Annotated in this window: 12 protein-coding genes and 1 pseudogene; 9 read left to right on the forward strand and 4 right to left on the reverse strand. The window is 72.9% G+C overall.

What is annotated here, in order from left to right; all coding sequences use genetic code 11:
• The 5 genes and pseudogenes from Q7L73_RS19875 to thrB form a co-directional block, all read left to right on the forward strand.
• Positions 1-761: pseudogene (locus Q7L73_RS19875) on the forward strand (hypothetical protein); the annotation flags it as partial.
• Positions 762-873: 112 nt separating this feature from the next.
• The gene (gene lysA, locus Q7L73_RS19880) at positions 874-2,145 is read left to right on the forward strand and encodes a diaminopimelate decarboxylase (RefSeq protein WP_304694928.1); all 1,272 of its coding nucleotides are present in this window, start codon (positions 874-876) and stop codon (positions 2,143-2,145) included.
• On the forward strand, positions 2,135-3,370 hold the full coding sequence (locus Q7L73_RS19885) for a homoserine dehydrogenase (protein ID WP_304694929.1): 1,236 nt from the start codon (positions 2,135-2,137) through the stop codon (positions 3,368-3,370). Before lysA ends, Q7L73_RS19885 begins: the two co-directional genes overlap by 11 nt.
• Positions 3,367-4,380: a threonine synthase gene (gene thrC, locus Q7L73_RS19890; protein WP_304694931.1), complete on the forward strand. Its 1,014-nt coding sequence runs from the start codon at positions 3,367-3,369 to the stop codon at positions 4,378-4,380. The genes Q7L73_RS19885 and thrC overlap by 4 nt, the downstream gene beginning before the upstream one ends.
• On the forward strand, positions 4,381-5,235 hold the full coding sequence (gene thrB, locus Q7L73_RS19895; protein ID WP_304694932.1) for a homoserine kinase: 855 nt from the start codon (positions 4,381-4,383) through the stop codon (positions 5,233-5,235).
• Here the strand turns inward: thrB and Q7L73_RS19900 are convergent.
• The 3 genes from Q7L73_RS19900 to Q7L73_RS19910 all read right to left on the reverse strand — a co-directional run bounded on the left by Q7L73_RS19900 (position 5,232) and on the right by Q7L73_RS19910 (position 7,730).
• Complete coding sequence (locus Q7L73_RS19900; RefSeq protein WP_304694934.1) at positions 5,232-6,182, reverse strand: L,D-transpeptidase; 951 nt, start codon at positions 6,180-6,182, stop codon at positions 5,232-5,234. The two genes, thrB and Q7L73_RS19900, sit on opposite strands and share 4 nt — an antisense overlap.
• 45 nt (positions 6,183-6,227) lie before the next feature.
• Positions 6,228-7,034: a ParA family protein gene (locus Q7L73_RS19905; RefSeq protein WP_304694936.1), complete on the reverse strand. Its 807-nt coding sequence runs from the start codon at positions 7,032-7,034 to the stop codon at positions 6,228-6,230.
• A gap of 69 nt (positions 7,035-7,103) precedes the next feature.
• Positions 7,104-7,730, reverse strand: a complete 627-nt coding sequence (locus tag Q7L73_RS19910; protein ID WP_304694938.1) for an FHA domain-containing protein — start codon at positions 7,728-7,730, stop codon at positions 7,104-7,106.
• Positions 7,731-7,948: 218 nt separating this feature from the next.
• Between Q7L73_RS19910 and Q7L73_RS19915 the strand changes: the two genes are divergently transcribed.
• From Q7L73_RS19915 to Q7L73_RS19925, 3 genes are all read left to right on the forward strand, one after another.
• Positions 7,949-8,260 carry a hypothetical protein gene (locus tag Q7L73_RS19915; protein ID WP_304694940.1) on the forward strand — a complete coding sequence of 104 codons (312 nt, stop codon included), beginning with the start codon at positions 7,949-7,951 and terminating at the stop codon, positions 8,258-8,260.
• Between the two features lie 77 nt (positions 8,261-8,337).
• Positions 8,338-8,820, forward strand: coding sequence for an SRPBCC family protein (locus Q7L73_RS19920; protein WP_304694941.1), 483 nt, complete (start codon positions 8,338-8,340; stop codon positions 8,818-8,820).
• Between the two features lie 184 nt (positions 8,821-9,004).
• Positions 9,005-9,586 (forward strand): hypothetical protein, encoded by a 582-nt coding sequence (locus Q7L73_RS19925; RefSeq protein ID WP_304694943.1) that lies wholly within the window; start codon positions 9,005-9,007, stop codon positions 9,584-9,586.
• Positions 9,587-9,664: 78 nt separating this feature from the next.
• On the opposite strand, the gene Q7L73_RS19930 is transcribed toward Q7L73_RS19925, so the two are convergent.
• Positions 9,665-11,302: a penicillin-binding transpeptidase domain-containing protein gene (locus Q7L73_RS19930; protein ID WP_304694945.1), complete on the reverse strand. Its 1,638-nt coding sequence runs from the start codon at positions 11,300-11,302 to the stop codon at positions 9,665-9,667.
• A 221-nt stretch (positions 11,303-11,523) separates the two neighbouring features.
• On the opposite strand from Q7L73_RS19930, the gene Q7L73_RS19935 reads away from it, so the two are divergent.
• Positions 11,524-12,675 carry a MarP family serine protease gene (locus Q7L73_RS19935; RefSeq protein ID WP_304694947.1) on the forward strand — a complete coding sequence of 384 codons (1,152 nt, stop codon included), beginning with the start codon at positions 11,524-11,526 and terminating at the stop codon, positions 12,673-12,675.

A 12,675-nucleotide genomic window follows, 5' to 3' on the forward strand; every position in this document is an offset into this window, starting at 1 on the left:
CGCTGCCGGCCGGCGCCGCGGCGGCGGCCGGCGCGGGCGGGGCGGGAGCCGGTGCGGGCGCGGGCGGCGGCGAGCGCCGTGCGGCCGGTGGCGGCAGCGGCAGCGGGGTTCTGCACGGCACGCGCGCCGACCAGGACAGCGGCACGAGCGCGCCGACCGCGACGCCCTACAGCGGCGGCACGCAGACCGGCGGCGGAACGACCGGCAACGGCGGCAACGGCGGCGGGACCGGCAGCAGCGGCGGGACCGGCGCCAACGGGGCCGACGGCGCGAACGGCGCCGAAGGCAGCCCCGGCGGCAGCGGCAACCCCGGCGCCGGCGACGCCGGCACCGGCAGCCCGGGCGCGAACGGCAGCCCCGGCGCCAACGGCAGCCCCGGCAGCCCCGGCAGCGGCGGCTCGGGCGGCAGCGGCAGCGGCTCGGGAACCGGCGGCGGGACCGGCACGGCCGGCACCAACGGCCTCGCAGGCGTCACCGGCGCCGTCGGCGACACCGTCGACGACACGACCAACAACCTCGGCGGCACCGTCGAGCAGACCGGCGGCACGCTCGACCAGACGGTCCAGGGCGTCACGAGACCGGTCGGCGACGTCGTCAACCAGGTGGCGCCGGGGCTGGGCGACACCGTCACGCAGACCGGCGGCGTCGTCGGCGGCGTCGTCAGAACGACGACCGACACCGTCGGCGGCGTGGTGAGAGGCACCGGCGGCCTCGTCGGCGGCCTGCTCGGCGGCAGCAGAGGCACCGCCGCCACGAGATAGCTGTGCGGGCGTCCGCGCGCGGGGGCGACGCCCTCGGCGCGCGGGCGGTGACGGCCGCGGGGGAGGGGTCGGGCGCCTCGCACCCCGGCGAGCCGGCATAATCACGGCCGCGATGGCCGCGACCCAACAGCTCTCCTACGTGCTCCCGCTCGGGAGCCGCGTCAACGACCTCGGACACCTCGAGATCGGCGGCTGCGACGCCGTCGAGCTGGCGCGCGAGTTCGGCACGCCGGCCTACGTCGTCGCCGAGGACGACATCCGCTCGCGGGCGCGCGCCTTCGTCGAGGCGCTCAGAGCCCGCCACGACGACTTCGACGTCCTCTTCGCCTCCAAGGCCTTCCCCTGCACCGCGGTCTACCGCGTGCTGGCGGAGGAGGGCCTCGTCTGCGACGTCGCCTCCGGCGGCGAGCTGCACCTGGCGCTGCGCGGCGGCTTCGACCCGAAGCGGATCTACCTGCACGGCAACGCGAAGTCGCTCGCCGAGCTGGAGCAGGCGATCGACGCCGGCGTCGGCCACGTCGTGCTCGACTCGTTCATGGACATCGAGCGGCTGGAGCGGATCGCGAGCGAGCGCGGCATCCGCCAGGCGGTGCTGGTCCGCGTCACGCCCGGCGTCAACGCCAGAACGCACGCGAAGATCTCGACCGGCCAGGCCGACTCGAAGTTCGGCTTCGGCCTCGACGACGCGAGGCTCGCGATCGAGCGGCTGCGCAGATCGCCGAGCCTCAACCTCGTCGGCCTGCACATGCACATCGGCTCGCAGCTGCTGAGCCTGGAGGCGTACCGCCCGGCGGTCGAGGCGCTCGCGTCGCTCGGCGACTTCCCGACGTACAACTTCGGCGGCGGCCTCGGCGTCGCCTACACGGCCGCGCAGCAGCCGCCGACGATCGAGCAGTACGTCGACACCAACGTCAGCGCGCTGCACGACCTGCTCGGAAGGGACAAGCGGATCCTGATCGAGCCGGGCCGCTCGCTCGTCGCCAACTCGACCGTCACGCTGTACACGGTCGAGACGATCAAGCGCAACGTCTCGACGTGGGTCGGCGTCGACGGCGGCATGTCCGACAACCTCCGCCCGATGCTCTACGGCTCGGTCTACGAGGCGTTCTTCGCCGACCGTCCCGCGCTCGCCGGTCAGGGGGAGCGAGCGCACGTCACCGGCAAGCACTGCGAGTCCGGCGACGTGATCGTGCGCGACGTGCCGCTGCACGAGCCGAAGGCGGGGGACGTGCTCGTCACCCCCGCGACCGGCGCCTACGGCCACGCGATGGCCAACAACTACAACGGGATCCCCCGACCGCCCGTGATCTTCTGCAAGGACGGCGACGCGCGTGTCGTCGTCCGGCGTGAGACCTACGACGATCTGGCTGCCCGTGACCTCTGAACCAGCTCCCTTCCGCATCGGCCTGCTCGGCTACGGCACCGTCGGTGCCGCCTTCGCCGAGCTGCTGCCCCAGCGTGCCGACCAGATCGCGCACGTGACCGGGCTCACGCCCGAGATCTCGGGCGTGCTGACGCGCTCCAGAGGCGACTTCGAGCAGATCCTCGCCGGCTCCGACCTGATCGCCGAGCTGATCGGCGGGATCGAGCCGGCGCGCGACTACGTGATCCGCGCGATGCGCGCCGGCAAGCACGTCGTCACCGCCAACAAGCAGCTGCTCGCGCAGCACGGCGAGGAGCTGTGGGCGATCGCCCGCGAGCAGAACGTGCAGCTGCGCTTCGAGGCGGCGGTCGCCGGCGTCGTGCCGGTCATCCGCGTGCTGCAGGAGTCGCTGGCGGCGGCGCACGTCGAGCGGATCCACGGGATCGTCAACGGCACCTCCAACTTCATCCTCAGCGAGATGGCCCGCACCGGCGCGCCGTACGCCGAGGTGCTGGCCGAGGCGCAGCGGCTCGGCTACGCCGAGGCCGACCCGTCCGAGGACGTCAACGGCAAGGACGCCGCCGCCAAGATGGCGATCATCGCGCGGCTCGCGTTCGACACGCCGGTCCACCTCGACCAGGTCGTCTACGAGGGGATCGAGCGGATCGGCCCCGACGACCTCGAGTACGCGAGGGACCTCGACCTCGGGCTGAAGCTGATCGGCACGGCCGAGCGCGTCGACGGCGGCATCTCCGTCCGCGTCCACCCGGCCTTCCTCTACGCGCGCCACCCGCTCGCCTCGATCGACGGCCCCTTCAACGCCGTCACGATCGAGTCGCCGTCGATCACCGAGATCACGATGTCGGGCCCCGGCGCCGGCGGCCCGCAGACGGCCAGCGCCGTCCTCGGCGACGTCATCAGCGCGATGATCCCGCCGGCCTCGACGCCGGAGACGAGCGCCAGGCTGGAGATCGTCTCCGACGTCGTCTCCTCCTTCTACCTGCACCTGGAGGTGCTCGACGAGCCGGGCGTGCTGTCGCGCATCACCGGCGTCCTCGGCGAGCACGGCATCTCCGTCAAGTCGGTCGTGCAGAAGGGGCTGGGCGACAACGCCCGCCTCGTCATGGTCGTCCATCCCGTCCTGGAGTCGCGCTTCTTCGCGGCCGTCGAGCAGATCGCGACGCTGGAGGCGCTGCGGACCGACCCGCGCGCGATCCGCGTCATCGAGGAGGAGTTCTCAGCATGAGCGTCGGCCTGATCGAGCGCTACCGCGACCGCCTGCCGTTCGCGGACGACGACCCGGTCGTCACCCTCGGCGAGGGCTCGACCCCGCTGATCCACGCGCCGACGCTGTCCGAGCGCGTCGGGGCCGAGGTGTGGCTCAAGTACGAGGGCCTCAACCCGACCGGCTCGTTCAAGGACCGCGGCATGACCTGCGCCGTCTCCGCCGCCGTCCGCGAGGGCGCCGAGGCGGTCATCTGCGCCTCGACCGGCAACACCTCCGCCAGCGCCGCCGCCTACGCCGCGCGCGCCGGCCTGCGCTGCGCCGTGATCGTGCCGGAGGGCAAGATCGCGACGGGCAAGCTGGCCCAGGCGCTGATGCACGGCGCGCGCGTGATCGCGCTCAACGGCAACTTCGACGAGGCGCTCAAGCTCGTGCGCGAGGTCGTCGACCGCCACCCGATCGCGCTCGTCAACTCGGTCAACAGATACCGCCTCGAAGGCCAGAAGACGGCCTCGTTCGAGATCATCGAGCAGCTCGCCTCGATCGACGCGCTCTGCATCCCGGTCGGCAACGCCGGCAACATCAGCGCGTACTGGAAGGGCTTCAACGAGGTCGGCCACAGACCGGCGATGTTCGGCTTCCAGGCCGCCGGCGCGGCGCCGCTGGTGAGCGGGGCGCCGGTCGCCAACCCGCAGACGATCGCGACCGCGATCCGGATCGGCAACCCGGCCCGCTGGGAGGAGGCGATGAACGCGATGACCTCCTCGCACGGCGCCGTCAGAGCCGTCACCGACGACCAGATCCTCGACGCGTACCGCTTCCTCGCCTCCAGAGAGGGCGTCTTCTGCGAGCCGGCCTCGGCCGCCTCGGTCGCCGGCCTGATGGTCCACGGCGCGGGCGACGCGCAGCGGATCGTCTGCGTCCTCACCGGCCACGGCCTCAAGGACCCCGACACCGCGCTCGACCAGGTCGGCGGCGTGCTGCCCTGCGAGCCGACGTTCGAAGCGGTCGAGCGCGCCGTCCTCGGCTAGATGCAGCGTCGCCGCGTCGTTCGCGTCCCCGCCTCGTCGGCCAACCTCGGGCCCGGCTTCGACGTGCTCGCGGCCGCGCTGTCGCTGCGGCTGGAGGTCGAGGTGGTGGAGACCGGCCAGTTCGCGATCGAGACCGACCTCGACATCGCGAGAGACCGCAGGAACCTGATCGTGCGCGCCTTCGAGCGGCTCCACCCCTCCGACGGCTTCAGCTTCCGGATCAGATCCGAGATACCGCTCTCCGGCGGGCTCGGCTCCTCCGCCGCCGCGATCGTCGCCGGCCTGACCGCCGCCGACCACCTCTTCGAGCTCGACGCCGACGTCTTCAAGCTCGCCTGCGAGATCGAGGGCCACCCCGACAACGTCGCCGCGGCGATCCACGGCGGCGTCGTCGTCTGCGCCGACGGCACGGTCACGCGGATCGAGCCGCCGACCGGGCTGGAGGGGCTGCTGGTCGTCCCGCACGAGGCCGTCCGCACCGCCGCCGCCCGCGCCGCGCTGCCGAAGCAGGTGCCGATGGCCGACGCCGTCCACAACGTCGCCCACGTCGCGCTGCTGACGCTCGGGCTGGCGCGCGGCGACTGGGACCTCGTCGGCCGCGGCCTCGACGACCGCCTGCACGAGCCGCACCGCGCCCACCTCTACCCGAAGTCGGCCGAGCTGGTGCAGGACGCGCGCAAGCTCGGCGCGCTCGGCGCGACGATCTCCGGCGCCGGCCCGACCGTGCTGGTCTGGAGCCACTACGAGCAGACCGCCGCCGTCGCCGAGGCGTTGCGCGAGCGCGCCGCCGGCTGGGCGCAGGTCCTCCGCGTCCCCTTCGAGACGCAGGGCGCGGACGTCGTCGAAGTCGTCTAGGCGCGGATCGTCACGAGCGTCCCGATCGGGACGGTGTCGACCGCTCTGCGGATCGCGTCGGTCGGGGCGCGCAGGCAGCCGGCGCTGGCGCGGGTGCCGATCGTCTGCGGCAGGTTGGTCGCGTGGATCGCGATCCGGTCGCCGCCGCCCCAGCCCTGCGGCGTCGAGGTCTGGTGGCCGCTGAGGGCGAGGATGCAGCAGCCGTAGGGGGATGAGCCCGATCCGGTCAGCAGCTTGTCGGTGACGGCGAAGCGGCCGGTCGGGGTCGGCGTCCCCTCGCCGCCGATCGCGACCGGGAAGCGCTGCACGATCTGCCCGTTGCGGCGCACCTCGACGCTGCGCCGGCTCAGCGAGACGTCGATCTGCCAGCGGTTGCGGTGGGCCTGGTAGCGGACCGCTGCGGAGATCCAGCCGACGCGGCCGTTGGGCAGCCGCGCGGTGACGACGCCGAGCCAGTCGCCGCGGACGGCGACGACCGGCAGCACGGTCGGTGAGTCGAACTCGCTTCTCGGGGTCAGTCGCCCGATCACCTTTCCGCCGGGCCGGTCGCGCAGCGCGGTGCTGCGCAGCAGGTGGATCGTCGGGCGCACGCTCGTGACCGCGCGCGCGGAGGCGGAGGCGTCGCGGCTGCCGGCCGGCGCGGGGGCGGCGGTGGCGGCCTGCGGCGCCGGCGCGGCCGCGCCTCCGACGGCATCGCGGTCGCGCGCGCCCGCTGAGGCGGCGGCGGGCTCCGGGGCCGACGCGGAAGCCGCCGGCGCGGTGGCGGTCGCGTTCGGCGCCATATCGCGCCCCTCAGGAGCGGCGGCCTGCGGCGCCGTCGCAGGCGGCGCCTGCACGGTCACCGTCCGCGGCGGGACGGCTGCGGCGGTCGGCTCGTCGCCGCCGCAGCCGGCGATCGCCGTCACCACGCAGGCGAGCACGGCCAGAAAAGCGGCGCGAACGGTCACCGACACAGCGTACGGCCCGTTCTGCGCGCGCTCGGAAGCGGGCGCTCAGGCGTCCGGCTTGTGGCCGTTGGAGGCCGCTTCGATCAGCGGCTTCAGTCTCCGCCGCGCGCCTCTCAGGTCGAGCCGCCGCAGCAGCTCGTCGGCGACCAGCAGGTAGTCGAGCCCGAGGTCGGGGCGGTAGTCGACGATCGACAGCGCCCGCTCGGCGGACTCGGCGTAGGCGATCGAGGAGCGGATCGTCTGCTCGACCAGCTTCTCGCCGAAGTGCTCTCTGAGCGAGTCGTACGCCTCGCGCGAGTGGCGCGTGCGCATGTCGGCGATGTTCAGCACGACGCCGAGCCACTCCAGCCCCGGGTTGAGGTTGTCGCGCGCCAGCTCGATCACCTCGAGCGCCTGCTCGACGCCCTGCATCGCGAAGTACTGCGCCTCCGCCGACAGCAGCGCCCAGTCGGCCGCGACGAGCGCGTTGACGGTCAGCAGCCCAAGCGCCGGCGGGCAGTCGATCAGGACGACGTCGTAGCCGTCGGTGACCTCTCTGAGCGCCTTTCTGAGCGTCAGCTCGCGGCCCATCTTGCCGCCGAGCGTCAGCTCCGCCTCGGCCAGGCCGAGGTTGGCGGGGAGGACGTCGTCGTGGATCGCGTCGGCGGCCTTGGCGCGGCCGGTCAGCACGTCGCCGACCGTCGGCTCGGCGGACGGGTCGACGTCGAGGTAGTCCGACAGGTTGCCCTGCGGATCGAGATCGACCGCGAGCGTCGCGAGACCGATCCGGCGGAAGACGTCCGTCAGCGTTCGCACCGTGGTCGTCTTGCCGGTGCCGCCCTTCTGGGAGAGGACCGCAATCGTGGTCGCCATCAGAGCCGCGCACTATAGACGCGGTCGCGGGCGACAGGCGCCGCCCGCGTGGGTCAGCTGTCTGACCTGTCAGCCGGCGAGCGCCTGCGGCGCCTGCAGCGCGCTGAACTCGCGCGTCCCCGTCACGGCCGGCACGTCGACGAACCAGAGGTGGTGCCTGCCGACGACCAGCTCGTCGCCGTCGCGCAGCGCGTGCCACTCGACCCGCTCGCTGTTGACGAAGACGCCGTTGAGCGAGCGGTCGTCGAGCACGCGCACGCCGTCGGCGCGGCGTACGACGAGCGCGTGGCGGCGCGAGACGGTTGGATCGTCGAAGCGCACGTCGGCGGCGAGGCTGCGGCCGATCCTTGTCCACTCGCGCGTCAGCTCGTGGACGACGGCCGCGCCGTCCTCCTGGTAGACGAGGTACTGACCGGCGTTCTCGATGCCGTCGCGGACGCCGCCGAGCCACTGCTCCGCCTCGACCTCCATCTGCTCGGGCACGCTCGCGGCGGAGACGCCGTGCGCGGTGAAGAGGGAGGCCCGTGCGTATTCGGTCCCGCCGCAGCTGGGGCAGGCGGGGAGGGCGTCGGCCGCGGCGAGCGAGACGACGTAGTCACATTCGACGCAACGAAACGTGCCGGTTCCGGCGAGGGTTCCCGAAGTAAGAGCCTGCATGGTCTTCGACCTCCGTTGCGTGGCCCGGAGCGGGGGCACCGGGCAAGCGGCACGCAAGTAACAAGTGTCACGAGCGAAGTATGGTTCAGGAGAGCGCCGTGGGGCGATCGCCTCGCGTTCTCTCCTACCCGTAGCAGGGCGGGCGAAACTTTATCCCCTATGCAGAGTTCCAGTGCGTCAGCATGCTGGCGTTCGGTCTGTCATGCAGGATTTCTGTCACGAGAGGGCGTCGGCCGCGGGAAGCCGAAAACAAGGGCATGCTCCGCATCTCGCAGTCCGCAGACCTCGAGCGCCAGCTGCTGCGACGCAGCGTCATGGCGCTCTCGGCCGGCCGCGACACCTGCGACGGCTGCCACCGCACCCCGCTCCAGGGCGAGCGCGTCCACCAGTACGAGGGCGGCCGCGTGCTGTGCGAGCTGTGCCGCGGCGAGCGCCGCGAGCAGCCGGTCGGCTCGCGCGTCGTCCACGGCGGCGAGCACGGCAACACCGTGCGCATCACCGACCAGCGTCCCGAGCGGACCGAGCGCGACCGCCGCGCCGCCCGCCGCCGCGCCGTCCGCGCCGCGTAGGGCGGGTTCTGGGGCCGGCCTCCCCGCGGGCGGGGGCGAGTCGTCCGCGCGCCCGCTGGCGTAGACTTGGCCGCGCTATGGAGCCTGTCACTGTCACCGCCTTCATCGCCCGTCCGCGCGAGGAGATCGTCGCCTATCTGAGCGACGTGGCGAACCACCCGGAGTTCAAGGACCACTTCCTCGAGGACTGGCACCTGCTGCGGGAGGACAGCGAAGGCACGGGCGCCGGCGCGCGCTTCCGCGTGAAGCTGCCGTTCAACCGCTTCAGCTGGGCCGACTACACGCTCGTCGAGGTCGCCCCGGGCCGCATCGTCGAGCGCGGCCGCAGCGGCAAGTTCAACCGCAACCGCACGGTCGGCATCTGGACGCTGACCGAGCAGCCCGGCGGTCAGACGCGCGTCGAGTACCGCTTCGAGTCCGAGAGCAACATGCCCAGCGACCGCCTGCGCGAGAGCCGCGGCTGGTGGAAGCGCAAGACGGCGAAGTCGCTCCGGCGCCTCCAGGCGATCCTGGAGGAGAACCGCGACCGCGGCCGTCGAGTGACGGTTGCCGGCCGCTAGTGCCTTGTCCGGTGGCGTCCGGCGTGTCCGGCGCCGTCATCGTCGTGGCTGGCAAGGACGCAGACCCGATGGAATGGCTCTGCCATTTCGAGGGTCGAGGACGCCGCCAGGCGCGGCGAGGACAAGCCCGACACGGCGAACGCTGCCGGACACGGCACGAGACGGATAGACTCCGCGACCGCTCATGACGAACAGACTTCTTCGAACCCCCCCGCTCGTCGGCGCCCTGCTGGTCGCGCTGTCGTTCGCAGCCTGCGGCTACAACGCCAGCGAACCCGTCACCAGAGGTGAGAACGAGTCGGTGAACGTGCAGGCCGGCGACCTGGTCTACCAGGTGCAGATCAGCCGCGCGCTCAACCCGTCGTCGGTCCAGGACAGCCAGTTCCTCGAGGGCGTCGCCCCGGCCGAGGCCGAGCTGAGACCTGAGGACCAGTTCTTCGGCGTCTGGATCCGCGCCGAGAACACGACCGACAACCCGCACCCGTCGGCCGACGACTTCAGACTGCTCGACGCCGCCGGCAACGAGTACGAGCCGATCGAGATCGAGGACACGAACCCCTTCAAGTACACGGCGAAGGTCGTGGAGAAGAAGTCGGGCAACGGCCAGCCGATCCTGCCGGACCCCAACAGCGCCGCCGGCGCCGGCCCGATCCAGGGCTCGCTGGTGCTGTTCAAGGTGCCGCACACGATCTACCAGAACGCTCCGGTCGAGTTCGAGATCACCCCGGAAGAGGGCCTCGTCTCCACCGTCCAGCTGGACATGTAGCGCTCGGTCCGCCGGCGCTTGTCCGGCGGGCAGATCGACACGCTTCGCAAAAGCCCCGGCCTCGGCTGGGGCTTTCGTCTATCTGATCCGCTGCAGCGCGGTGACGAGCACTTCGCGCGCGGCGGGGGCGGCGACCTCGCCGCCGGCGCCGGCCTCGGTGAACAGCACGCCGACCGCGACGCGCGGGTTGTCCTCGGGCGCGAACGAGACGAACCAGGCGTCGGTGTCCGGGATGTCGTCGGTGAGGTGGTCGGGCGTCTCCTCGCCGTCGGCCGGCGCGACCGTGCTGCGCAGCTCCGCGGTGCCGGTCTTGCCGGCGACCTTGACGCCGTCGATCTGCGCGGCGGTGCCGGTGCCCTCGGCGACGACCGCGTCCATCATCTTGCTGACCTCGCGCGCGACTCTCGGCGAGGTGACGCGCACGAATCTCGGTCTGGCGCCCAGCTGCAGCGTCGGCACCGGCCGCTTGCCGCCGTCGGCGATCGTCGCCGCCGCCAGCGTCATCTGCAGCGTCGTCGCCTGCACGAGGCCCTGGCCGATCGCGGTCGAGCCGACGTTGAGGTCGTCGCCCATGTCGGCCGGCTGGGGGATCGTCGAGACGGCCGAGCCGGGGATCCCGAGCGGCTGATTGAAGCCGAACCGCTCGGCGACGTCGAACAGCTTCTCCGGGCCCAGTCTCGCGCCCAGCGGCGCGAAGACCGAGTTGCAGGAGTGCGCGAACGACTGCACCAGCGTGCCGCCGCAGTACTCGCCGTTGGCGTTCTGGATCGGCACGCCCGACAGCAGCGCCTCGCTGACGACCGGGTACTGCGTCGTCGGCTTCGCGATGCCGGCCTCCAGCGCGCCGGTCAGCGTGATGATCTTGAAGGTCGAGCCGGGCGGCTGCAGGCCCGAGAAGGCGACGCCGGAGAGCGCGAGGATCTCGCCGTTGCGCGGGTCGATCGCGGCGATCCCGCCGTAGCGGCCGCCGAGGTTGGCGATCGCCGAGCGCTCGATCTCGGGGTCGATCGTCGTCTTGACGGCCGCGGCCGTCGCCGGCTCCGTTCTGGCCAGCACGCGCGAGCCGCCGAGCAGGCGGCCGCCGGGCGTGCCGGCGAGCTGCTGCTGGAAGATGCGCTCCAGCCCGGAGGCGCCGACGCGCGCGTCGTCGGGGTAGCCGAGCGCGCGGTAGACGGGCAGCTCCGCGGCCGGGATCTGCTGGAGGCCGCCGACGATCTGGCTGGCGACGTCGCTGATGTCGGAGGTGCGGTCGGCGCCCTTGGCGAGCACGGCGCCGTCGCGCGCCAGCAGCGAGGCGCGCTCCGGCATGCTCGTCTCGCGCGTGAGCGCCTCGCCGGGCTGCAGGTCGGGGAAGACGAGCGCTCTGCGCCAGGCGACACGGGCGTCGTCGCCGTCGCCGCTGGTCGGCACGTCGAGGATCCCCTGGATCGTGCCGAAGACGCGCGTGCGCACCGTCACCGGGACCGGCACGGTGTCGCCCTCGTTCGTTCTGATCTGGCCGACCGTCAGCGATCTCGTCGTCGCGGTCGTGGCAGCGTCGCGGTAGGCGAGCTGGAAGGCGTCGAGGCCGATCGCTCTTCTCGAACGCTCGTCGAGCAGCTCGTACATTCTTCTGTAGTCGTTGACGGCCCAGGCGGCGGCGAACTTCTCGGCCGTCTCGCGCGCGCCGCGGCCGGGATCGCGGCTGGCGAAGAAGCCGATCGCGAGCGCGATCACGGCGACGCCGCCGACGACGGGAAGCAGCCGGCGCAGCAGTCGACGACGCCGCTCTACGTCTGCGGCGCTGTATCGCGACGGACCGCCATGCCGCGCGCCCCCATACCGATGACCTGCCTCCACGTGCACGCGAGAGTAGATCATCCACGCGAAAACTGGAAACTCGCTATTTGCGGGGACGGGCGCGCGCGAGCGCCGACCCGTCATGATTTCGCCATACCGTGACCACGATCGACTGGGTCATCGCCGCGCTCGTCGCCCTCTTCGCCCTGTTCGGCTGGCAGCGCGGCTTCATCGTCGGCGCGCTGTCGCTGGCAGGCTTCGCGCTCGGCGCCGTGCTGGGCGCGCGCGTCGGCCCGCTGCTGCTGCCCGACGGCTCGCACTCGCCCTACGCGGCGCTGTTCGCGCTGGCCGGCGCGCTGCTGGTCGGCGGGCTGCTGTCGAGCGGGCTGGAGACGCTCGGCACGCAGCTGCGGCGCACGCTCAAGCTGCCCGGCCTCGGCGCGCTCGACGGCGCGCTCGGGGCGCTGCTGTCGGCCGCGCTGGCGCTCGGGCTGGTGTGGGTCGCCGGCGCCGTCGTGCTGCAGACGCCCGGGATCCGCGACCTGCGCGCCGACGTGCAGCGCTCGGCGGTGCTGAGACGGCTCAACGAGCTGCTGCCGCCGTCGGGCCCGATCCTCAACGCGCTCGCCCGCTTCGACCCGCTGCCGTCACTGCACGGGCCCGGCGCCGACGTGCCGCCGCCGTCGCGCGCGGTGCTGAACAGGCCCGGTGTGAAGGCGGCCGCGCCGAGCGTCGTGCGGATCCTCGGCAACGCCTGCGGCCTCGGCGTCGAGGGCTCCGGCTGGGTCGCCGGCGACGGGCTCGTCGTCACCAACGCCCACGTCGTCGCCGGCCAGAGCGACACGATCGTCCAGCGCGGCGGCACCGGCGCCTCGCTCGACGCGACGCTCGTGCACTTCGATCCCCACAACGACGTCGCGGTGCTGGCGGTGCCCGATCTCGGCCTGCCGGCGCTCGGGCTCGCGCCCGACCCGGCCAGCGGCACGGCGGGGGCGATCCTCGGCTACCCGCTCAACGGGCCGTTCGACGTGCGCGCCGCCCGCATCGGCGCCACCCGCACCGTCCTGTCCGACGACGCCTACGGCAACGGACCGGTGTCGCGCGCGCTGACGACGCTGCGCGGGAGAGTCCGCAGCGGCAACTCCGGCGGCCCGGTCGTCGACGCCTCCGGCCGCGTGCTGACGACCGTCTTCGCCGCGACCACCAGCGGCCGGCCCGGCGGCTACGGCGTGCCGAACGCGATCGTGCGCAGAGCGGTCGCCGACGGCAGCCGCGGCGTTGCCGTATCCAGCGGACCTTGTGCCCGATGA

Origin of the sequence: Conexibacter sp. CPCC 205762 (assembly GCF_030646155.1) — a bacterium.
Lineage (GTDB): Bacteria > Actinomycetota > Thermoleophilia > Solirubrobacterales > Solirubrobacteraceae > Conexibacter.